Source organism: Oceanobacter antarcticus (genome assembly GCF_044962685.1).
Classification (GTDB): Bacteria; Pseudomonadota; Gammaproteobacteria; order Pseudomonadales; family Oceanobacteraceae; genus Oceanobacter; species Oceanobacter antarcticus.
This window is the reverse complement of record NZ_JBBKTX010000014.1, coordinates 106474-128038: the sequence shown is the minus strand read 5'-3', so window position 1 is coordinate 128038 and position 21565 is coordinate 106474. Positions and strand designations below refer to the sequence as shown.

Below are 21565 nucleotides of genomic sequence, written 5' to 3'. Positions count from 1 at the left end.
ACTGGGGTGTCGCCAAGTGGTAAGGCAACGGGTTTTGATCCCGTCATTCGCAGGTTCGAGTCCTGCCACCTCAGCCAATTCTTTTCCTCCCAAATCAGATTAAAGTGACATCAAAGGGGACTATTGTGTCTAAGTTGATGGTATTTACCGGTAATGCCAATCCGGAACTGGCCCGACTCGTTGTCGAACGTCTCGACATCCCCCTCGGTGAAGCCAGCGTAGGAAAATTCAGTGATGGTGAAATCACCATTGAAATTGATGAAAACGTGCGCGGCAAAGACGTTTTTATTATCCAGCCTACCTGTGCTCCCACAAACGATAATCTGATGGAAATTCTGCTGCTGGCCGATGGCTTGCGCCGTGCTTCAGCTGGCCGAATTACCGCAGTCGTTCCCTATTTTGGTTATGCCCGCCAGGATCGCCGTCCGCGCAGCGCCCGTGTGCCAATCAGCGCCCGCGCTGTTGCCGACATGATGGCCGGTGCGGGTATTGACCGCATGCTGACCGTTGACCTGCACGCCGACCAGATTCAGGGGTTCTTTGATATTCCGGTTGATAACGTTTACGCCTCCCCTGTGCTACTCGACGATCTGGAACGTCAAAACTACAAAAACCTGATCGTTGTTTCACCCGACATTGGTGGTGTAGTACGCGCCCGCGCAATCGCCAAACAGATGGATGTCGACCTCGCTATCATCGACAAGCGTCGTCCCAAAGCCAACGTTGCCGAAGTCATGAACATTATCGGTGATGTCAAGGGCCGCACCTGTGTGCTGGTAGATGACATGGTCGACACCGCAGGCACCTTGTGCCACGCCGCCAAGGCACTAAAAGAGTTTGGTGCAGAAAAAGTTGTCGCCTACTGTACACATCCTGTACTATCCGGCCCCGCTCTTGAACGGCTTGCCAATGCAGAACTGGATGAACTGGTTGTCACCGACACCATTCCCCTGTCTGAGGCAGCCAAAGCCACAGGCTCCATTCGCCAACTGACCATTGCTGGTCTGCTGGCAGAAGCGGTACGCCGGGTTAACAACGAAGAATCCATCAGCGCGATGTTCCGCTAATAACACGCGAGCAAGCGCTGAACCCGGTGACACTGGTTGTGTCACCGGTTAAATAAAACCGCCAGCACTGGTCGCAAGTTCTGGCGGTTTTTCTATCCGCTAAAGAGGTATTTACTATGTCAGACTTCACATTGTCTGCTGTTGTTCGCGAAGACTCAGGGAAAGGTGCGAGCCGCCGCCTGCGTCGTGAAAACGGCGTTCCGGCCATTGTTTACGGTGGTTCAAAAGAACCCGTAACCATTACCATCAAGTCCAATGAGTTCAACAAGCAGCTGGAAAATGAAGCGTTTTACAACAGCATCATTACTCTGGAGATTGCCGGTGAGACTGAACAGGTTCTGCTGAAAGACCTGCAGCGCCACCCAGCCAAAGCCATGCTGTGGCATGCCGACTTTCTGCGCGTTAACGCAGACAGCAAGATCAAGGCACACGTTCCACTGCACTTCCTGAATGAAGAAAGCTGTGTTGGTGTCAAGATGAGTGGCGGCAAGGTAACTCACCAGCTGACCAGCCTGGACATCATTACCACGGCAGATCACCTGCCAGAATTCATCGAAGTTGATCTGGCTGCGGTTGAACTCGGTACCATCCTTCACCTGAGCGATCTGGTGCTGCCTGAAGGTGTTGAGTCTCTGGCTCTGTCTCACGGCCCAGAGCACGATACTGCTGTTGTGTCTGTGATGGCGCCCAAAGGCGGCTCCGACGAAGAAACTGAAGCCGCTGGCGAGTAATCTCGTTCGGCTGTTAAAAAAAGCGGGGATATCCCCGCTTTTTTTTGTTTTCAGATTTACCAGAATTTATGATGCCGCAAGCTGACAAGCTGTTCTCACGTCATTCTGTTGATGAGGCAAGCAAGTGACTGCACCGATTTCACTGATCGTTGGTCTGGGCAATCCCGGCAACGAATATGAACACACCCGCCATAATGCCGGTTTCTGGTGCCTGGATGCGTTTGCGCACAGCCAGCGCATTAGCCTGTCTCCCGACAAAAAATTTCACGGACTCGCTGGCAAGGGCCATATCAATGGCCAGGAATGCTGGCTGCTCAAGCCCGCCACCTTTATGAATCGCAGTGGCCTTGCGGTTGCCGCACTGGCCAATTTTTACAAACTCAAACCCGAAAACATTCTTGTTATTCATGACGAGCTTGACCTGCCAGCGGGTATCGCACGGTTTAAAACCGGTGGTGGCCATGGTGGCCAGAATGGTCTGCGCGACATTATCAGTCAGCTGGGTAACAACAAGGATTTTCATCGTCTGAGAATTGGCATTGGCCACCCCGGTGACAAATCACGGGTCACTGGCCATGTGCTGGGACGCGCCCCCGTCGCGGAAGAACAGAGCATCCGGGCAGCCATTGACGAAGCATGCCGAGTATTACCAGACGTACTGAACGGCGAAATGGCGAAAGCCATGAATCGACTTCATTCATTTAAAGGGTAAAATACCTGCCCCGTTTTTATCAGACACAGGAAACCACTTATGGGCTTCAAATGCGGCATCGTTGGCTTGCCCAACGTCGGAAAATCCACACTGTTCAATGCACTCACCAAGGCCGGCATCGACGCAGAGAACTTTCCGTTCTGCACCATTGAGCCTAACTCCGGGGTGGTTTCCATGCCCGATAAGCGCCTGGATGAACTGGCTGACATCGTCAAACCTGAACGCGTCGTCCCAACTTCCATGGAATTCGTCGATATTGCCGGACTGGTGGCTGGCGCTTCAAAAGGTGAAGGCCTGGGCAACCAGTTTCTCGCCAACATTCGTGAAACCGATGCCATTGCCCACGTGGTACGCTGTTTTGAAGACGACAACGTTATTCACGTTGCCAACCGGGTAAGCCCGGCAGACGATATTGAGATCATCAATACCGAGCTGGTATTGGCCGATATGGAATCCTGTGAAAAGCAGTATCAACGCGTTAGTCGTACCGCCAAAGGCGGCGACAAGGATGCAGTAGCGCAAAAGGCGTTGCTGGAGCGTTTGCTACCCCATTTTGAAGAAGGCCACACCGCCCGCATGCTGGACATGAGTGACGACGAGCAAAAAGTCGCCCGTGCATTCCACCTGCTGACCACCAAACCTACCATGTACATTGCCAACGTTGCCGAAGATGGCTTTGAAAACAACCCGCACCTCGACGTTGTGCACACCATTGCCGCCTCCGAAGGTGCCCAGGTCGTGGTCGTTTGCAACAAGATCGAGTCCGAAATCGCCGAACTGGATGATGAAGACAAAATGGAATTCCTGTCCGAAATTGGCATGGAAGAACCGGGGCTGGATCGTGTTATCCGTGCTGGCTATGAATTATTGGGGCTGCAAACCTACTTCACCGCCGGAGTAAAAGAAGTCCGCGCCTGGACCATCAAGGTCGGCGATACCGCACCACGTGCTGCCGCAGCGATCCATACCGACTTTGAACGTGGCTTTATCCGCGCAGAAGTGGTTGGCTATAACGACTTTATTCAGTACAAAGGGGAATCTGGTGCCAAGGAAGCTGGCAAATGGCGGCTTGAAGGCAAGGAATACATCGTCAAGGACGGCGACGTCGTACACTTCCGTTTTAACGTATAGATCACTGTCTTATTCACCAGACACAGGTCTGAGCTGCTGCAACTGCAGGCAGCCCAGGCCCAGGCAGAAAGGACAACTCCCTTTCCGCCTGCTCATCAGTCACCAGCGCGTCCAATAATCCGCAACATTTCATCGAAAATAGAACCAATTTTCTATTTCCAGCCTTATTGTTTCAAATAAATAACACATTGAACCAAAACGACACGTAATAGCAGATTGCAAATCCATCGCCCAACGACCAGAATGAACGTTCAGTCACTGGCAATAGAGCATCATGATAGACAAGCGCGAACAGATACTGAAAGCAACGGCAGAGATGATCGTCGAACATGGCCTTCAGGCTTGTCCAATGTCCAAAATATCTGCTCTTGCCGGATGTGGTGCCGGAACCATCTATCGGTATTTTGAAACCAAGCAGGATCTGGTCAAGGCCCTGTTTGATGACCTGATCACAAAACTGACTGCCGCCTGTACCGAAGGTTACGATGCCTCGCTGCCATTGCGCGAACGCTTCTTTACCTTGTGGGGCAACTATTACCGTTATGTGCTCGCAAACCCTTGTCAGCGGGCATTAATGGATCAGCTACTGGCCTCACCAACCATTTGTGCCGAGCACCGGGAGAACTCTCTGACGGTACTGCAACAGGTCATCGGTCAACTGCTGGATGATGGCAAGCATCAGGGGGTCTTCAAGGACCTTCCCAACGAACTGCTCAATACAGTGACCTATGGAAGCCTTTCCATGATGGCGAAAAAACAGCAACAGGCACCAGAAAAATTCAGCTGCGTCAGCTGCGATGAAGAAGACATTCTCAGCCTCTGTTGGGATGCAATACGACGTTAAACGGGACACAAACACGGAATGAATATTCTTTCACCTATTCAGACAGGATCACACATGAATAAGCAATCGAATGCAAACACGGTCAGCGGTGCTGAAATCGCTGCCAGCCACCAGCACAACCGCCAAAGTGGAACCGGCTTTTATTCAACCCTGACTCATATGGTGTTGAAACAAAAACGCCAGCGTCTGGCGCTGGCGAAATAAGCCGCAAAAAGACACTGGCACTGACACCGCTCAGTGCCGAGTTTCCCCTTGCCCGACATCCGAGTCGGCAAAGCAGCCTGGCAATATCGAAAGTCGGTTGGCAATAACCAGGGTATTTTCTGCAACCAGTGTCAGTCCGGCATCATCAACCACCGATTCCAGCAAAACACAGGTGGTATCGATCGAATCCAGCCCGACCACAATCGCCAAAACATAGCCATAGCGGGTGTTCAGCGCGACCAGATCACCAATCTCGGTTTCTTCCCGTTCGGTATTAAAATCGTCACCTACCAGATCATCTGTCGGTGCCGGTTTCTTGAACCGTGCCAGCGCCACCAATTGTACGATCCCCTGTACGATACCGTCATTGATATCCAGGGTAACCTCGTTGTCTTCCTCAACATCAACCACTCGATCAAGCAGACTCATAAACAGATCAGAGTCTTCGTCAGACCAACGCAGGTCAACCGGGGGCTTTTGCTCTCGGGAAGAACGGAAACAAACTTCGGTGGGAAATTCAGCGGGTGCTTCTCCGGAGGCCGGAGCAGGCATTAACAAGCTAACAGCTTCCAGGCCATTTTGTTCGTGTTCTGCAATTCGCCAGAACAACGGCATCACTTCTGCGTTCATGAGGCTAACTCCCTATACTGGATGGACATTGCGGAGCCAAACGGCAAGTACCTGCGAAGATCTCCTCAGCAAAAATAACTTGCCTGAACATAGCAGGGCCTGCCGAAAGTGACAAGCCGTGCCAATAGTGAGTCAGACAACCGTCCTCAATGACGTTATCGTCGACCCGCTGGTGTCCCTCCCGGCCCTGGGAATAAACTGACGTTATTGGCACCATCGGTTTTGGTCACCGTCGGCTTGCCTTCTTTACTCACTTCATCGATACGGATGACGGCATGCATAGGGATAAAGGTGCGTTTGACATCAGCAAAGGTGTTTTTCAGCTTCTCCTCACCAGGATCCACCACCAACTGGGAGCGCTCCCCGAACAATAATTGCTCAACTTCAACAAAACCATACAGATCACTTGGATAGATATAGCGCGCGTAAATTTCAAATACCTCGGCTTGTTGTAAAAAAACAACGCGGTAGACGGGTTCAACCATTTCTTTCGAATTCATAAAGGCGTCAGACAACCTCGGTAGCACAGAAAATCTCGATCAGGACTGCAGATGCGCACTGGCATCAACAGAAGGGAGCGAAGTATAATACTGCCCCTTTTTTTACGCGACACCGAAGGCTGTTTTGCCCATGACTTCTGCCACTCAGGATCAACCGAAAAAGCTTTACATCAAAACGCACGGTTGCCAGATGAACGAATACGATTCATCCCGGATGGCAGACATGCTGGAAGCCAGCCATCAGCTGGAAATGACCGACAACCCGGAAGAAGCCGATGTCATTCTGCTGAACACCTGCTCGATTCGGGAAAAAGCCCAGGAAAAGGTCTTTCATGAGCTAGGGCGCTGGAAAAAACTGAAAGCCAAAAACCCCGATCTTAAAATTGGCGTCGGCGGTTGTGTCGCCAGCCAGGAAGGTGACGCCATCATCAAACGAGCGCCCTTTGTCGATATGGTCTTTGGCCCCCAAACGCTCCACCGCCTGCCAGCCATGGTGAACAAGGCAGCTAATGCCATCCAGGTAGTCGACGTTACCTTCCCTGAAATCGAAAAATTCGACCATCTGCCCGCTCCCAAAGTGGAAGGCTGTACGGCTTTTGTGTCTGTTATGGAAGGTTGCTCCAAATATTGCACTTTCTGCGTTGTCCCCTACACCCGTGGCGAAGAGGTCAGCCGACCGCTCGCCGATGTACTGCGAGAAGTAGAACAACTGGCAGCGCAAAACGTTCGGGAAGTCAACCTGCTGGGGCAGAACGTCAACGCCTACTGCGGTGCAACCACCGATGGAGAAGAAGCCGACCTGGCCGAACTGATTACCCAGGTTGCCGACATCGACGGTATTGACCGGATTCGATTCACCACCTCACACCCACTGGAGTTCAGTGACAGCCTGATTCAAGTGTATGCCGAAGTACCAGAGCTGGTAAGCCACCTGCACTTGCCAGTACAAAGTGGCTCCAACCGGATTCTCGCGGCGATGAAACGCGGCCATGAAATTGATCTGTATCTCGACAAGATCGAGCGGCTGCGCAAGTTGCGCCCGGATATTTCCGTCTCCTCCGACTTCATTATCGGCTTTCCTGGCGAAACGCTGGCAGATTTTGAAGACACCATGAAACTGATCGAAAGTATTGGTTTTGATACGTCTTTCAGTTTTATTTACAGCGCCCGCCCTGGCACACCGGCAGCTGAACTGGCAGACGACACCCCGGAAAGCGTCAAGAAAGAACGCCTGCATATTCTGCAAGCCCGTATTTTACAAAATGCCCAGCAAATCAGCCGCCGCATGGTCGGCTGTGAAGAAACCATTCTGGTCACCGGTGTCTCTCGCAAGGATCCGGGAGAACTGCAAGGGCGTACGGAAAACAACCGCGTTGTAAACTTCCGCTATGAAGACCACAGCCTGATTGGTAAATTCGTACGGGTACAGATTGAAGATGCCTACCCGAACAGCCTGCGCGGTGTCATCATCGATGCAGATCAGGCGTACTAGACCAGTACGCCGTTGCCTACTCCCAGGAGATTTTTTTGACCGATACGCCCAGCACCCCAGCGTCAGTTGCTGAAATATCCGTCCAGACTCTGGAGCTGCAACCGGAAAATGCCTCCCGGCTCGCCAACCTCAGTGGCAATCTGGACAGCCATATCCACCAGATTGCAGATCACTACCAGTTGGTCATTTATAATCGTGGCGGCCAGTTTCGCCTCGAAGGCGACCGCGAAGCCGGTGCCCGTGCCGCCCGGCTGATTGACCGGCTCTACAGTGAGACCGCCAATGGCACGCCGATCACGCCGGATCTGATACATTTACTGCTATCAGAAGACAAAATTAACCAACAGGATGAATCGGATAGCTCGGAACAACAGCCTCAGCCGGATCCCCAGCACGGCTCGCTGATCATCAAAACGCCCCAGGCCCATGTCAAGGTACGAGGCAAGCATCAGCGCGAATACATTGACCAGATACGACGCTACGACATCAGCTTCGGCATTGGCCCTGCCGGTACCGGCAAAACCTTCCTGGCGGTCGCTGCAGCGGTAGAAGCGCTATTGAAAGATGATGTCAGACGTATTTTGCTGGTGCGCCCAGCGGTAGAAGCCGGTGAAAAACTGGGCTTTCTGCCTGGCGACCTGGCGCAGAAAATTGATCCCTACCTGCGTCCACTCTACGATGCCCTCTACGAAATGCTCGGTTTTGAATACGTCGGCAAGTTGATGGAACGTAATGTCATTGAAGTGGCACCGCTGGCCTACATGCGTGGGCGCACCCTCAGCCACTCTTTTGTGATTCTGGATGAAAGCCAGAACACCACCAAAGAACAGATGAAAATGTTTCTGACCCGGATTGGCTTTGGCTCCAGAGCGGTGATTACCGGTGACATCACCCAGACGGATCTGCCACGTGGTGTACTGTCCGGTTTGCGTCATGGCCTGGAAGTACTCGACGGCGTTGAAGGCATCGGTATCACCCGTTTTGATAATCGTGATGTTGTCCGCCACCCCTTGGTACAACGTATTGTTGATGCCTACGATCGCCATGACGAACAAGAAGAACAGGCCAGAGAAGCCAGTCGCCAGGAACGGCAACAGGCAACCACTTCATGACGCTAGCGCTGCTTGACTTACAAATTGCCGAAGAAATTGATCTGCAAGCAGAAAGCTTGCCCACGGAAGAGCAGTTTCTGCAGTGGGTAACCGCCGCAGTGGCAGAACGCTCCCCCTATGACGAACCGGAACTGACCATTCGTCTTTGCGCCGAAGCAGAAAGCCAACAATTAAACAGCGAATACCGTGGCAAGGATTCGCCGACCAATGTCTTGTCATTTCCTTTTGAAGCCCCACCGCAAGTCCCTATCCCTTTACTGGGAGACCTGGTCATCTGTGTACAGATTGTGACAAGGGAAGCCCACGAACAAGGTAAATCAGCGAATGCCCACTGGGCTCATATGGTCATTCATGGCTGCTTGCATTTACTGGGATACGACCATATAAATGACGACGAAGCGGAAGAGATGGAAGAACTGGAGCAACGCCTGCTGGCGCAGCTCGGCTTCCCAGACCCTTATCAAGACGAGGCCCCATGAGCGACGACCCCCGAAGTTGGCTGGAAAAGCTGACTGATCTGTTCTCTGACGATCCACAAAGTCGTCAAGACATCAAAGTGATTGTGCGAGAAGCTGCCGAACGCAGCATCGTCGACAACGACACCCTGAATATTCTTGAAGGTGCCCTGCAGGTTTCCGAGATGCAGGTTCGGGATATCATGATTCCGCGCGCCCAAATGGTCTCCATTCAAATCAACGAGTCGCTCAAGGGATGCATTCCACGCATTATTGAATCGGCTCACTCCCGCTTCCCCGTGCTGGGTGAAGGGCAAAATGAAATCCTGGGTATCATGCTGGCCAAGGATCTGTTGCCATTGTTGCTTACCGATCACCATGACAATTTCCGCCTCAAGGATATTTTACGCCCAACCACTTTTGTACCGGAAAGCAAGCGCCTGAATGTTCTGCTACGGGAATTCCGGGCCACCCGGAATCATATGGCGGTTGTGGTCGATGAATTTGGCAGTGTTGCCGGACTGGTCACTATTGAAGATGTACTGGAACAGATTGTCGGCGATATTGAAGATGAGCATGATTTTGATGAAGAAGAGAGCCTGATCAAGGAAGTCGAAAATCAGATTTTTATGGTCAAGGCACTCACTCCGGTCGAAGACTTTAACGAACATTTTGAGGCCAGCTTCAGCGATGACGATTTTGATACCATCGGTGGTATCGTCATCCATCATTTTGGTCGGGTACCGGAATGTAATGAAAGTATCAGTATCGAAAACTGGCACTTCAAGGTCATCAACGGCACCAGCCGCCAGATCAATTTACTTGAGGTCACCCCTGTGTGATTCCAACCACCCCTAGCGGGATGATGATCAAATCCGAGCGCTGGATGACGCCGCTGTTATTACTGGCAGCCGGAGCCATTGCTCCCCTAGCATTGGCACCGCTTTACTGGTGGCCACTGGGGCTGGTCAGTCTGATTCTGTTTGCTCACTTGCTGTGGCAACCCGCTTCGTGCCGCCAGGCATTTGAACGCAGCTGGTGGTACGCCTTTGGTCAATTTGGCAGTGGTGTTTCCTGGGTTTATGTCAGCATGCATGACTTTGGCGGCACATCTGCCCCTTTGGCCATACTGTTGGCAGCGTTGTTTGCCGCAGTGCTGGCACTGGTTCCCGCCATCTGCTTTAGCCTCTACGCCCTGTTCAGACGCCATGGCCAACCAGTTATTCCCTGGCTAATGCTACCCGCCTTCTGGTTTATCAGCGAATGGCTACGCAGCTGGATATTTACCGGCTTCCCGTGGTTATTTGCGGGTGACGCACACCTGTTCAGTTGGCTATCCGGCTGGGCTCCCGTTATTGGCAGTTATGGTATCTCGGTTATTCTGATGCTGACCGCCACCAGTCTGATTCAGGCTCTGCGGACAACCCAGTTAAGATACCTCTGGGTCGTACTGCTCTGGCCAGCAGGATACCTGTTACAACAACAGCAATGGACAACGCCAGTGGGTGAACTGACGGTCAGCAGCGTACAGGGAAACATTGATCAGAATCTGAAATGGAAGCCGGAAATGGTCAGCCCGACCATCAACCTGTATTTCAAGGAAACCTCAAAACTCTGGGACAGCGACCTGATTGTCTGGCCGGAGACAGCGATCACCTTGGTCTATGATCGTTTTTTACCTTACCTGGACGAACTTAATCACACAGCGCAACAACATGATGCTGGCCTGATAACCGGTATCGCTTACCGCTATCCACAAAATCACCCGCAGGCCGGGGAATATCACAACAGCATTGTTGCGACGGGTATGGCTGACGGTCTGTATCACAAACAACAACTGGTTCCTTTTGGTGAATTTATTCCTTTTGAAAGCCAGCTACGCGGCCTGATTCCATTTTTTGATCTGGAAATGTCGAGCTTCTTGCATGGTGCACCCGATCAGGATCTGATCCGTCTCGAAGTGCATCAACAGCTTTATTTGATCGCCCCTTATATTTGCTACGAAATAGCCTATCCACAACTCGTCAGCCGCATGGCCAGGCAAGCTAACCTGTTGGTCACGGTCAGCAACGATGCCTGGTTTGGCGACTCTCTGGGGCCAAAACAGCACATGGGCCTGGCGCAAATGCGGGCGTTGGAAACCGGGCGTTACCTGCTGCGTTCGACCAATACCGGTATTACCGCATTAGTAAACAACCATGGTCAGATCGTGAAGCAACTACCGACCGGCATTCGCGGCAGCCTGACGGCCAAGGCTGAATTACGGAGCGGAGACACGCCCTATATGCGCTGGGGGCTGCTGCCGTTGTACTTTTTGTGCTTGGTAACACTGCTGTTTGCTACCGCACTGGTGATTGCCACCCGGCCAACAACAGCAACGAGCGAGCGGTAATGGCGAAGTTACTGTTCAGACTGAACAATGTGCCGGATGAAGAAGCTGATGCAGTGAGGGCTTTGCTGGAACAGCACGCTATTCATTGTTATGAAACCCATGCTGGTCGTTGGGGAATATCCGTGGCAGCGATTTGGCTGGTCGATGCCGATGACTACGACAGGGCAAGATCGCTGATTGACGCAGTACAACAGGATCTGCTTGACCAAAACAGGGAGGCATCCCAACCGGTGCCATCCCTGCGCCATCGCTTTCGGGAACGCCCGATAGATTTTATTCTGGTCGCGGCGGGTATTGGAATCATCGTGATGCTGACTGTATGGCCATTTGTAACGGTGTTTGAGTAGCCAAAAAACTACTAACTTAACGTTTCAAACGGCCCAGTGTTGCATCCAGAACTGGCTGATTGGCTGCCGGAAAATTGTAGCTGGCCAAATCAGCAGCACCAACCCAGCAGATCGGTTGCCCTTCGGCACCGTGTGCCTGCAATGCCTCTGTTGCCGTTACCTCTACCCAGTAAACATCCAGTCGGACTGACTTGTCTGGATAATCAAAGCAGACCTCAATCAACGGTAACATACTGTCGTTACCCAGTTGCAGGCCCAGCTCTTCGTCCAGCTCTCTCACCAGGGCGGCAGCGGTTGTTTCACCTGCTTCAATCTTTCCCCCTGGAAACTCCCACAACCCACCCTGATGTTTATGATCCGGGCGTTTTGCGATCAGGATTTGCTGTTGCGGATTACAAATCACCGCCACAGCTACCGCCAATTGCTCAGTAACAACAGCGGCGTGACTCACATCACCGACATCTCTCACAGCCATCAGGAACGATAATCGGCATTGATAGTGACATACTCATGGGACAAATCCGTCGTCCAGATGGTCTCGGTCACATCTCCGCGTCCAAGCGCAATACGCACGGTAAACTCGGACTGTTTGAATATGGCAGCACCAGCAGCTTCGGTATACGAATCACAGCGGCCACCATCTTCAACGATACGGACGTCATCAAGCCAGATCTGAATCTTATCCAGTTCCATATTGGCGACACCGGCGCGACCAACTGCTGCAAGAATACGTCCCCAGTTGGCATCGGAGGCAAACATGGCGGTCTTCACCAGTGGCGAATGAGCAACCGTGTAGGCGACATCCAGTGCCTCTTGCGGCTCGCGAGCTTCAATAACTTCGACAGTGACAAACTTGGTTGCACCTTCACCGTCACGCACAATGGCTTGGGCCAGTAGCTGAAAGGCTATTTTTAATTCGTTAAACAGCATCTCGGCCACGGGGGAATCGGCATCGGTAATCGTCAGTGCCGATTGGCCAGTAGCAATCAGGATACAGCTGTCGTTGGTTGAGGTATCACCATCGATAGTAATGCGGTTAAACGAGGCATTAGCCAGACGCTTGCACCACTGCTCAAGTACCATTTTGTCAATCTGCGCATCGGTGGCAATAAAGCCCAGCATGGTTGCCATATTGGGCTTAATCATGCCAGCCCCTTTGGATATGCCACTGATGGTGACCTCATGGCCATCCAGTTCAAAGCAGTGCGAGTAACCTTTTGGCAAGGTATCCGTTGTCATGATACCGCGCGCTGCACGGGCCCACTGATCTTCGCCAAGTTGTGCTAATGCCAGAGGAATGCCGCGTTCAAAGGCGGCCATATTGAGTGGCTCGCCAATGACTCCGGTCGAAAACGGCAGTATCTGACTGGCCTCAACACCGGTAGCTGCGGCCAGCAACTCACAGCTACGACGAGCATTGGCAAACCCTTGCTTGCCGGTACCGGCATTGGCATTGCCGGTATTGATCAACAGGTAACGCGGTGACTGTACAGCGAGATGCTCACGGGCAATCTGCACGGGAGCCGCGCAGAAAGCATTTTGGGTAAATACGCCAGCCACCTCGGCACCCTCTGCCAACTCCAAAATAACCATATCATCGCGGTTCTGGTAACGCACCGCAGACTGGGCTATTCCCAACCGTACACCGGCAACGGTTGCAAAATCCTCAAATACTGAAAAATTAACGGCCATGTTGTATCTCTTACGCCTTATGACAATGTGCCATGACAATGCTTGTATTTTTTACCAGAACCACACGGGCAAGGTTCATTACGTCCTACTTTGCGCTCATCACGGACAAACGGTTGCACCTGATCATCTCCAGCTGCCGCAACTGGCTCGTCTGCAACCATACCACTGGTGGTTTCGTGCTCGTATTTGGCCAGTTGCGCCTGGGCTTCCGCTTCGGCTCGTCGCTTCTCTTCCATTTCACGGACTTCAGATTCTTCACGAACCTTGACGTGAGACAGCACCCGAATGGTCTCGCGCTTGATATTGCCAAGCAGCTCCTGAAACAGGTTAAACGATTCACGTTTATATTCTTGCTTCGGATTTTTCTGGCCATAACCACGCAGATGAATACCCTGGCGCAGGTGATCCATGGTCGCCAGGTGCTCTTTCCAGAGATTATCAACAATCTGTAGCATCACCTGTTTTTCGAAGATACGCAGGGTTTCACGACCAACCGAGGCCTCCTTGTCTTTGTAGGCTTGCTCAACGGTATCCGCAATGCGTTCACGCAGGGTTTCCTCATACAGTTTGTCTTCGGCATCCAACCACTGCTGAATCGGCAATTCGACATTAAATTCAGCACTCAGATGCGCTTCCAGCCCAGCGATATCCCACTGCTCTTCCAGACTTTGTGGCGCGATATAATCGCTGACTGCGTCTTCCATCACATCCTTGCGTATCGTTGTGATGATATCGCCGATATCCTCCATCGCCATCAGGTCATTACGCTGTTCATACACAACGCGGCGCTGGTCGTTGGCCACATCGTCGTATTCCAGCAACTGCTTACGAATATCAAAGTTGCGGCCTTCGACCTTGCGTTGTGCCTTCTCGACCGCATTGGTGACCATTTTGTGTTCGATCGATTCACCATCCTTCATGCCTAACGCCTGCATCATTCCGCGCATACGTTCAGACATAAACATGCGCATCAAGCTATCATCCAGCGACAAGAAGAAGCGAGTAGAACCTGGATCCCCCTGACGGCCCGCACGGCCACGTAACTGATTGTCGATACGGCGCGACTCGTGCCGCTCCGTCCCGACAATATGTAAACCACCGGCTTCCAAAACCGCATCGTGACGCGTTTTCCAGTCCAGCTTGATCGCCTCGATGTCGTCGTCAGATGGATTATCCAGGCGCGAAATCTCGGACTCCCAGTTACCACCCAACATGATGTCAGTACCACGACCCGCCATATTGGTAGCAATGGTTACGGCCCCGGGACGACCGGCATCGGCAATAATTTCCGCCTCACGGGCATTTTCCTTGGCGTTCAGAACATTGTGGGGAATACCGGCTTTTTGTAGTAAACCGGAAACATATTCGGATGATTCAATGGATGCAGTGCCAACCAGAACCGGCCGCTTCAATTCAATGACGGCACGAATCTCCTCAACAACAGCGTCATACTTCTCTGGCACCGTAGCGTAGATCACGTCATTATAATCGGTTCGCTGTACCTGCTTGTTGGTAGGAATAACCACAACATCCAGGCCGTAAATCTGGTGGAACTCGAAAGCTTCGGTGTCCGCAGTCCCGGTCATACCAGCCAGCTTTTCGTACAACCGAAAGTAGTTCTGGAAGGTAGTAGAAGCCAGCGTCTGGCTTTCTGCCTGAATACGCACACCTTCTTTTGCCTCGATGGCCTGGTGCAGACCTTCACTCCAGCGTCGTCCGGGCATGGTTCGCCCGGTATGTTCATCAACGATCACAATCTGACCATTTTGAACGATATAGTCGACATTTTTGCTATAAATCGCATGCGCCCGCAAAGCCGAATGGACATGGTGCAGCAGGTTAAGATTTTGCGTTGCGTAGAGGCTTTCACCCGCTTCGAGAAGACCTTCAGCAACCAGCATCTCTTCAACAAACTCGTGACCTTCTTCTGTCATCTCAATTGAACGACTTTTTTCATCGATAATAAAGTGACCGGAAATAGGATTATCTTCTTCATCCAGCTCACCCTTTTGCAACTTGGGAGCCAGCAGATTTATTTTGCGGTAAAGTTCGGAGTTATCCTGGGCGGGGCCGGAAATAATCAGTGGTGTACGGGCTTCGTCAATCAGGATGGAGTCCACTTCATCGACAATAGCAAAGTACAGATCACGCTGAACCTTGTCCTCTACGGAAAAGGCCATGTTGTCGCGCAAGTAATCAAAGCCAAATTCGTTGTTCGTTCCATATACAATATCTGCTTGATATTGCTCGCGCTTTTCGGCTGTTTGTTGACCAGGCACAACCACACCGACCGTCAAACCCAAAAATTCATACAACGGGCGCATCCATTCGGCATCACGACGGGCAAGGTAATCGTTCACCGTGACGACATTAACGCACTTGCCAGTTAATGCATTCAGATACGTCGGCAAGGTACCCACCAGGGTTTTACCTTCACCGGTACGCATTTCGGCAATACGTCCTTCATGCAGGGTGATACCACCAATCAGCTGAACATCAAAGTGGCGCATGCCCATAACCCGACGACTGGCTTCGCGACAGACTGCAAACGCTTCAGGCAGCAAGTCGTCAAGTTTTTCACCCTGATTCAGGCGTTGTTTTAATTCGGCTGTTTTTGCCTGCAGCTCTATATCAGTAAGCGCTTGTTGCGCTTCTTCGTAGCTATTGACCTGCTCAACCAGCTTACCCATGCGCTTCAGTTCCCGGCTATTTTTACTGCCGAAGAGCGTGCGGAAAATATTACCCATCATGTGATTCTAACTATCCAATTTGCAAATACAGTGAGGCCCGGACAGACCGAAACGACAAGTTATACGCCGCCTACGTTACAGGCCCGAGATGGTGACAGCAATTTGATCAATGCCTATCGGAGAGTGCGATGAATATAAGCCGAGGGGTCTACCGTTCGCCCGTTCTTGAAGACTTCAAAATGCACATGAGGCCCGGTTGAGCGTCCGCTACTGCCCATCGCGGCAATAACATCACCCTTGCGAACGATATCACCAACCTTGACGTTCAACTCAAGGCAATGTGCGTAGCGCGTTTTGTAGCCGTTGCCATGATTGATTTCAACCAGCCGTCCATAGCCATAACGATCACCCGCCCAGGTCACAACACCGGACGCGACCGCTACAATATCAGAGCCCAGCTTACCGGCAAAATCGACCCCCGCATGCCAAGCCAGTTGCCCGGTAAAGGGATCCGCACGGCGACCATAGCGAGAAGACATCCAGCCTTTCTTGATCGGCCGTCCAGTGACAAAGGTATCTTCATCCAGACGCCGGGCAGACATCAGGTCGTCCAGCACTTCCAGTTGTTGCTCACGATGGCCAATCCGATCTGCCAAGTCATTCAGTACATCGCTGATTTCCGGTGCCTCGTAGGCTTCTCCTATCGATCCCGGCCCACCCAGAGCAGGTGCCATGGAGAAATCGAATTCTTCCGCTTCCAGGTTGGCAACATCAACCAGACGTTCGCCGAGGGCGTCAAGACGCATCAAGCGCGACTGCAATTCTGCCAATTTGACCGTCAGAGCTTGTAGCTCCTGATCGGTCTGAATACGGATTTGTTCCAGCTCCTGACGCTGCAGGCTGAGATCATTTTCCCATGCCTCTGCTGCCATCGGCTCCAGAGAAAAATCTTCATCAGCCAGCCAATCAGCCAGCCAAAAGCCTGCCGCCCCCATCGCAAAAGGCAGTGCCACAAGACAGCCAAACAGCAACGTCCTCGCAGGTGTGGTCAATCGGTAAGTCCGGGACTCACCGTGACGCTGACCAACAACAATAATGTTCATAAATAACCAGGTAAGTGAACCAGACGGATACACGTACAGACTTGCTTGTCAGGCCCATGCCCTACTGACCGCAGCACAACCGGAGCTTTCACAACAGCCAAACCCATTACAATTCACCAACAGACAGACAAAAATAAGGCCATATTACTATGGCCTTGAGATATTACTACAGCATTTTTCAGAAGCACTTAACCAGCGGCAGCTGGACGCATATAAGTAATCGGTGCAGCTTCTTCACTAAACTCGACAAATTCCCACGCATCTTCATGAGCGAGTAATTCGCGCAGCAAACGATTGTTCAGGCCATGACCAGACTTGTAGCCAATGTATTCACCAATCAGACTGTGGCCGAGTAAATACAAATCACCAACGGCATCAAGAATCTTGTGTTTGACGAACTCATCTTCATAGCGCAGACCGTCTTCGTTCAGGACACGATAATCATCCACCACAATCGCATTCTTGACACTACCGCCCAGTGCCAGGTTCTTGGCGCGCATGTACTCCAGATCCTTGGTAAAGCCAAAGGTACGAGCACGACTGACTTCCTTGACATACGAGGTCGAGGAGAAATCCAGGCTGGCCTTCTGCACACTCTGTTTCAGCACAGGGTGATCAAAATCAATTTCAAAAGACACCTTGAAGCCATCGTAAGGCAAAAAAGCAGCCGTTTTGTCGCGTTCTTTGACTTCAATACGACGTTTGATACGAATAAACCGCTTTGGTGCGCCCTGTTCCATCAAGCCGGCCGATTGCAGTAAAAAGACAAACGGGCCAGAGCTACCGTCCATAATAGGTACTTCGCGAGCACTGACTTCCACAACGGCGTTATCGATACCAAGGCCAGCCATTGCAGACAGCAAATGCTCCACAGTATCGACCTTGGCATGATCACGAACCAGAGTTGTAGACAGGGTCGTTTCACCAACATTCAACGCATGCGCAGGAATATCGACAACGGGGTCAAGGTCAGTTCGACGGAACACAATCCCTGTGTTGACCGGGGCTGGCTTCAAAGTCAGATAGACCTTTTCACCGGAGTGAAGGCCTACACCTGACGCGCGAATAGTGTTCTTTAGAGTGCGTTGAGGGATCATTCTGACAATCCTGCCATTATCGGGCGTTTTTTATACAAAAAAATAGATCCAAAGATTATAGCAGGAATGAAAGAACACGCCAGTGGCGTGCTCTTTTTGACTCAATCTGCCTGACGACGCAAAAAAGCAGGTATATCCAGATATTCCATATCCTGTCGTGTTTGTGGCTCTGCTCTTGTCGCCGCCTGTGCTCCAGCTCCAGCCTGACGACTCACCGCCGGGCGATCCAGTTTGTTGTAGTCGGTAGTGCCATCAGCACGTTTTGGTGCCGGTGCGTTATCGACCACTTTTTTCGGGCGAGGTTCTGCTGCAGCAACAGAGGCTGACGCAGAAGCATGGTAATTCAGGCCAGTAGCGACCACCGTTACGCGCAACTCATCACTCATTTCTGGGTCGATGACAGTGCCCACAACGACGGTTGCATCTTCTGCAGCGTATTCGCCAATAATATCGCCAACTTCGGAAAACTCACCCAGAGACAAATCAAACCCTGCAGTAACATTGACCAGAATACCGCGCGCACCCTTGAGATTAACGTCTTCCAGTAACGGACTGCCAACGGCAGCTTCTGCGGCCTTGCGAGCGCGATTTTCGCCACTGGCAGAACCGCTTCCCATCATGGCTTGTCCCATTTCGGACATCACTGTGCGCACGTCAGCAAAGTCAACGTTAATCATACCCTGCTGGGTAATCAGATCGGCGATCCCCTTGACAGCACCATGCAACACATCATTCGCAGTGCGGAAAGCATCCATCAGCGTGGTGCCCTTCCCCAGTACCGACAGGAGCTTTTCGTTCGGAATAGTGATCAACGAATCCACATGTTCGCTTAACTGCTTCAATCCGATTTCAGCCATCGCCATGCGTTTTTTGCCTTCGAACGAGAATGGCCGTGTTACCACAGCAACAGTCAGGATTCCCAGTTCGCGAGCAATTTCAGCCACTACAGGCGCACCACCAGTACCGGTTCCGCCACCCATACCTGCAGTGATAAAGACCATATCAGCACCTTTAAGCGCCTCTGCGATACGCTCGCGGTCTTCCATTGCAGCCTGACGACCAACGTCAGGATTGGCACCAGCACCCAACCCCTTGGTCAAACCAGAACCCAGCTGAATAACAGAGCGAGCACCCACATTACGTAATGCCTGCGCATCCGTATTGGCACAAATAAACTCTACGCCGTCAATATTGCTTTCTACCATGTGCTGAACAGCATTACCGCCGCCGCCACCAACACCGATAACCTTGATTATCGCGTTTTCCAGCACATCGTCTGCTAATTCAAACATATCGCCTTCTTTTCCAAATGACATGACGCACCCCCCTCTCTGCTACGCACTTGTACATTAAATACTAAAAATTACCTTTTATCCATTCGGATAACTGGGCAAACAGCCCGGAATGTGACTTATCTTCAATTATGGCTGCTGGCTTATTTTTAGGTTGTTTGGCCGCATAAAGAAGCAACCCCACGGCAGTACTATAAATAGGGTTATTAATTATATCCGTTAACCCCGAAACCCCGTGTGGACGAGCCAACCGGACAGGCATATGAAATATTTCTTCAGCCAATTCCACAACACCTTCCATTTTTGAAGTACCACCCGTCAGTACAACCCCAGCAGGTATTAGTTCATCATAGCCACTTCTACGCAATTCTGCCTGAATCAGGGAAAATAATTCATCATATCGAGGTTCGACAACCTCCGCCAAAGACTGCCGTGACAGCTGACGTGGCGGGCGCTCTCCGACACTGGGGACGTTAATCATCTCATCTTCGTGCGCCAGCTGACGCAACGCACAGGCGTATTTGATTTTTATGGCTTCTGCATGCTGGGTCGGTGTCAATAATGCCATTGCAATATCATTGGTGACCTGGTCGCCAGCAATGGGAATAACCGCCGTATGACGAATCGCCCCATCGGTAAAAATAGCAATATCCGTGGTACCACCACCAATATCCACCATACACACACCCAGCTCCCGCTCATCATCGGTCAAGACCGCATAACTGGACGCCAGTTGTTCAAGAATAATATCATCCGTACTGAGGTCACAGCGCTGCACACAGCGTTCAATATTCTGCGCTGCGTTAACCGCTGCAGTAACCAGGTGTACCTTGGCTTCGAGACGGACTCCAGCCATACCGACCGGTTCGCGAATACCTTCCTGATGATCAACCGAATATTCCTGCGGCAATACATGAATTGTGCGGCGGTCTTGCGGAATAGCAACAGCCTGGGCTGCGTCAATAACGCGTTCCACATCCGCTTCGGTTATTTCGGCACCACGTACCGCAACCACACCATTCGAGTTTTGTGATTGCACATGACTACCAGCAATACCGGCATAAACCGAATGAATAGTGCAACCAGCCATTAATTCTGCTTCTTCAACAGCACGACGAATAGACTGAACGGTGGATTCAATATTAACCACCACGCCTTTTTTCATACCACGACTGGGGTGACTGCCAAGTCCGACAATTTCAATACCGCCTTCCGATGTCACTTCACCAACAATCGCAACGATTTTGGACGTTCCAATGTCCAGTCCTACCAGCATTTGACCTGCCTGCGCATTTGCCATTACCCGGTTACTCCTGTTGTTTGCCAGCGAATAGCAGCACCCTTGCCATATCTCAAATCCACCTGACGCACCTCGTTGGCGTCAAGTTTGCCTAACAGGGCTACCAGACGCTGTAATCGTTCTTCAAAATATTTACGCCCAAACCGTACTACCCAACCGTTCGATAGTGTCGCATCGACAGCTTGCACAGCATTGACATTCATACTGTTCACGGTCAGACCTCGGTCATTCAGTGCCTGCTGCAAGCGCCGGAAATATTTGACGGACTCATTTTTTACCGGATCGGCCCCGTACAAGCGCATCAACCCAGTTGTAGTAAAGCCGGGCGGTATATCCGACAGGCGGCCAGTGGCGGTCAATAACTGCTCGTCATTCCATAACGCCACTGGCAACTCCTCATACAGCAGTAATTCGACACTGTCCGGCCAACGCTTGCGAACTGCGACACGACTGACCAATGGCATTGCAGCAACCTGCCGTTGAACCCGTGTCACATCAAGGGTGAAAAAACTTTCATTTCTCACCCACAATATTTGCCGTGCTATTTCCTCTGCGTGCAAAACGTTTAATCTGCCAATCACCACCACATCCTTGACCGGCCAGGTGTGATAGGCCTGACGTACCAGGACCCCAGCCCCCACAAACAGCAACGCAATCCCCAACCCAACCCAAACCTGAGCCGGAATACGTACCCGGAACTTTAATTTCCGGGTAAGCGGTTCTCTTCTAGGTGGCACCAGCGTGGCACCACGTGGCAGCTGCTTGTCCGACATA

General features: G+C 51.6%; 22 protein-coding genes and 1 tRNA gene. 13 read left to right on the top strand and 10 right to left on the bottom strand.

The features are described from left to right. Positions 1-2 precede the first annotated feature (2 nt). The 7 genes from WG929_RS12620 (at position 3) to WG929_RS12590 (ending at position 4689) form a co-directional block, all read left to right on the top strand. Positions 3-77: transfer RNA gene (locus tag WG929_RS12620), tRNA-Gln, on the top strand. A gap of 48 nt (positions 78-125) precedes the next feature. Then, the gene (locus tag WG929_RS12615) at positions 126-1067 is read left to right on the top strand and encodes a ribose-phosphate pyrophosphokinase (RefSeq protein WP_416206310.1); all 942 of its coding nucleotides are present in this window, start codon (positions 126-128) and stop codon (positions 1065-1067) included. A 116-nt stretch (positions 1068-1183) separates the two neighbouring features. Next, positions 1184-1798 (top strand): 50S ribosomal protein L25/general stress protein Ctc, encoded by a 615-nt coding sequence (locus tag WG929_RS12610; protein WP_369854986.1) that lies wholly within the window; start codon positions 1184-1186, stop codon positions 1796-1798. Positions 1799-1922: 124 nt separating this feature from the next. Beyond that, positions 1923-2510: an aminoacyl-tRNA hydrolase gene (gene pth / locus WG929_RS12605; RefSeq protein ID WP_369854987.1), complete on the top strand. Its 588-nt coding sequence runs from the start codon at positions 1923-1925 to the stop codon at positions 2508-2510. A 39-nt stretch (positions 2511-2549) separates the two neighbouring features. Next, complete coding sequence (ychF, locus tag WG929_RS12600) at positions 2550-3641, top strand: redox-regulated ATPase YchF (protein ID WP_416206309.1); 1092 nt, start codon at positions 2550-2552, stop codon at positions 3639-3641. A 274-nt stretch (positions 3642-3915) separates the two neighbouring features. Further along, positions 3916-4485: a TetR/AcrR family transcriptional regulator gene (locus WG929_RS12595; RefSeq protein WP_369854989.1), complete on the top strand. Its 570-nt coding sequence runs from the start codon at positions 3916-3918 to the stop codon at positions 4483-4485. Positions 4486-4539: 54 nt separating this feature from the next. Next, entirely contained in the window at positions 4540-4689 is a 150-nt protein-coding gene (locus WG929_RS12590) for a hypothetical protein (protein ID WP_416206308.1), read from the top strand. 30 nt (positions 4690-4719) lie between these two features. On the opposite strand, the gene WG929_RS12585 is transcribed toward WG929_RS12590, so the two are convergent. Beyond that, the gene (locus WG929_RS12585; RefSeq protein WP_416206307.1) at positions 4720-5319 is read right to left on the bottom strand and encodes a hypothetical protein; all 600 of its coding nucleotides are present in this window, start codon (positions 5317-5319) and stop codon (positions 4720-4722) included. 155 nt (positions 5320-5474) lie between these two features. Next, a complete protein-coding gene (locus tag WG929_RS12580) occupies positions 5475-5819 on the bottom strand; it encodes a DUF1820 family protein (protein ID WP_416206306.1) in 345 nt (114 codons plus the stop codon). 130 nt (positions 5820-5949) lie between these two features. Between WG929_RS12580 and miaB the strand changes: the two genes are divergently transcribed. From miaB to WG929_RS12550, 6 genes are read left to right on the top strand one after another with little or no spacing between them, the layout of a single operon-like run. Further along, on the top strand, positions 5950-7311 hold the full coding sequence (gene miaB, locus WG929_RS12575; protein ID WP_416206305.1) for a tRNA (N6-isopentenyl adenosine(37)-C2)-methylthiotransferase MiaB: 1362 nt from the start codon (positions 5950-5952) through the stop codon (positions 7309-7311). A gap of 35 nt (positions 7312-7346) precedes the next feature. Further along, a complete protein-coding gene (locus tag WG929_RS12570; protein ID WP_416206304.1) occupies positions 7347-8423 on the top strand; it encodes a PhoH family protein in 1077 nt (358 codons plus the stop codon). Further along, entirely contained in the window at positions 8420-8902 is a 483-nt protein-coding gene (ybeY, locus tag WG929_RS12565; RefSeq protein ID WP_416206303.1) for an rRNA maturation RNase YbeY, read from the top strand. The genes WG929_RS12570 and ybeY overlap by 4 nt, the downstream gene beginning before the upstream one ends. Further along, the gene (locus WG929_RS12560) at positions 8899-9720 is read left to right on the top strand and encodes a CorC family transporter (RefSeq protein ID WP_416206302.1); all 822 of its coding nucleotides are present in this window, start codon (positions 8899-8901) and stop codon (positions 9718-9720) included. Before ybeY ends, WG929_RS12560 begins: the two co-directional genes overlap by 4 nt. Beyond that, positions 9717-11270, top strand: coding sequence for an apolipoprotein N-acyltransferase (gene lnt / locus WG929_RS12555; protein ID WP_416206301.1), 1554 nt, complete (start codon positions 9717-9719; stop codon positions 11268-11270). The genes WG929_RS12560 and lnt overlap by 4 nt, the downstream gene beginning before the upstream one ends. Further along, entirely contained in the window at positions 11270-11617 is a 348-nt protein-coding gene (locus tag WG929_RS12550) for a DUF6164 family protein (protein WP_416206300.1), read from the top strand. The genes lnt and WG929_RS12550 overlap by 1 nt, the downstream gene beginning before the upstream one ends. A 16-nt stretch (positions 11618-11633) precedes the next feature. On the opposite strand, the gene mutT is transcribed toward WG929_RS12550, so the two are convergent. The 8 genes from mutT to WG929_RS12510 form a co-directional block, all read right to left on the bottom strand. After that, positions 11634-12092, bottom strand: coding sequence for an 8-oxo-dGTP diphosphatase MutT (mutT, locus tag WG929_RS12545; protein WP_416206299.1), 459 nt, complete (start codon positions 12090-12092; stop codon positions 11634-11636). Further along, entirely contained in the window at positions 12092-13309 is a 1218-nt protein-coding gene (gene argJ / locus WG929_RS12540; protein WP_416206298.1) for a bifunctional glutamate N-acetyltransferase/amino-acid acetyltransferase ArgJ, read from the bottom strand. Before argJ ends, mutT begins: the two co-directional genes overlap by 1 nt. 17 nt (positions 13310-13326) lie before the next feature. Continuing rightward, complete coding sequence (gene secA, locus WG929_RS12535; RefSeq protein WP_416206297.1) at positions 13327-16059, bottom strand: preprotein translocase subunit SecA; 2733 nt, start codon at positions 16057-16059, stop codon at positions 13327-13329. Positions 16060-16172: 113 nt separating this feature from the next. Then, on the bottom strand, positions 16173-17102 hold the full coding sequence (locus WG929_RS12530; protein ID WP_416206296.1) for a M23 family metallopeptidase: 930 nt from the start codon (positions 17100-17102) through the stop codon (positions 16173-16175). A 188-nt stretch (positions 17103-17290) separates the two neighbouring features. Then, positions 17291-18199 carry a UDP-3-O-acyl-N-acetylglucosamine deacetylase gene (lpxC, locus tag WG929_RS12525; RefSeq protein WP_416206295.1) on the bottom strand — a complete coding sequence of 303 codons (909 nt, stop codon included), beginning with the start codon at positions 18197-18199 and terminating at the stop codon, positions 17291-17293. Positions 18200-18300: 101 nt separating this feature from the next. Continuing rightward, positions 18301-19491, bottom strand: a complete 1191-nt coding sequence (gene ftsZ, locus WG929_RS12520) for a cell division protein FtsZ (RefSeq protein ID WP_416206294.1) — start codon at positions 19489-19491, stop codon at positions 18301-18303. 64 nt (positions 19492-19555) lie between these two features. Then, positions 19556-20791 (bottom strand): cell division protein FtsA, encoded by a 1236-nt coding sequence (gene ftsA, locus WG929_RS12515; protein WP_369855005.1) that lies wholly within the window; start codon positions 20789-20791, stop codon positions 19556-19558. Beyond that, positions 20791-21564 carry a cell division protein FtsQ/DivIB gene (locus tag WG929_RS12510; protein ID WP_416206293.1) on the bottom strand — a complete coding sequence of 258 codons (774 nt, stop codon included), beginning with the start codon at positions 21562-21564 and terminating at the stop codon, positions 20791-20793. The genes ftsA and WG929_RS12510 overlap by 1 nt, the downstream gene beginning before the upstream one ends. Position 21565 lies beyond the last annotated feature (1 nt).

Excerpts from the sequence above, each read along its gene's own strand:
- ybeY (WP_416206303.1), top strand. The coding sequence starts at position 8,420 with ATGACGCTAGCGCTGCTTGACTTACAAATTGCCGAAGAAATTGATCTG.
- WG929_RS12550 (WP_416206300.1), top strand. The coding sequence starts at position 11,270 with ATGGCGAAGTTACTGTTCAGACTGAACAATGTGCCGGATGAAGAAGCT.
- WG929_RS12560 (WP_416206302.1), top strand. The coding sequence starts at position 8,899 with ATGAGCGACGACCCCCGAAGTTGGCTGGAAAAGCTGACTGATCTGTTC.
- WG929_RS12610 (WP_369854986.1), top strand. The coding sequence starts at position 1,184 with ATGTCAGACTTCACATTGTCTGCTGTTGTTCGCGAAGACTCAGGGAAA.
- WG929_RS12585 (WP_416206307.1), bottom strand. The coding sequence starts at position 5,319 with ATGAACGCAGAAGTGATGCCGTTGTTCTGGCGAATTGCAGAACACGAA.
- mutT (WP_416206299.1), bottom strand. The coding sequence starts at position 12,092 with ATGGCTGTGAGAGATGTCGGTGATGTGAGTCACGCCGCTGTTGTTACT.
- WG929_RS12595 (WP_369854989.1), top strand. The coding sequence starts at position 3,916 with ATGATAGACAAGCGCGAACAGATACTGAAAGCAACGGCAGAGATGATC.
- WG929_RS12580 (WP_416206306.1), bottom strand. The coding sequence starts at position 5,819 with ATGAATTCGAAAGAAATGGTTGAACCCGTCTACCGCGTTGTTTTTTTA.
- ychF (WP_416206309.1), top strand. The coding sequence starts at position 2,550 with ATGGGCTTCAAATGCGGCATCGTTGGCTTGCCCAACGTCGGAAAATCC.
- argJ (WP_416206298.1), bottom strand. The coding sequence starts at position 13,309 with ATGGCCGTTAATTTTTCAGTATTTGAGGATTTTGCAACCGTTGCCGGT.
- WG929_RS12530 (WP_416206296.1), bottom strand. The coding sequence starts at position 17,102 with ATGAACATTATTGTTGTTGGTCAGCGTCACGGTGAGTCCCGGACTTAC.
- secA (WP_416206297.1), bottom strand. The coding sequence starts at position 16,059 with ATGATGGGTAATATTTTCCGCACGCTCTTCGGCAGTAAAAATAGCCGG.
- WG929_RS12510 (WP_416206293.1), bottom strand. The coding sequence starts at position 21,564 with ATGTCGGACAAGCAGCTGCCACGTGGTGCCACGCTGGTGCCACCTAGA.
- WG929_RS12590 (WP_416206308.1), top strand. The coding sequence starts at position 4,540 with ATGAATAAGCAATCGAATGCAAACACGGTCAGCGGTGCTGAAATCGCT.
- ftsZ (WP_416206294.1), bottom strand. The coding sequence starts at position 19,491 with ATGTTTGAATTAGCAGACGATGTGCTGGAAAACGCGATAATCAAGGTT.
- ftsA (WP_369855005.1), bottom strand. The coding sequence starts at position 20,791 with ATGGCAAATGCGCAGGCAGGTCAAATGCTGGTAGGACTGGACATTGGA.
- lpxC (WP_416206295.1), bottom strand. The coding sequence starts at position 18,199 with ATGATCCCTCAACGCACTCTAAAGAACACTATTCGCGCGTCAGGTGTA.
- miaB (WP_416206305.1), top strand. The coding sequence starts at position 5,950 with ATGACTTCTGCCACTCAGGATCAACCGAAAAAGCTTTACATCAAAACG.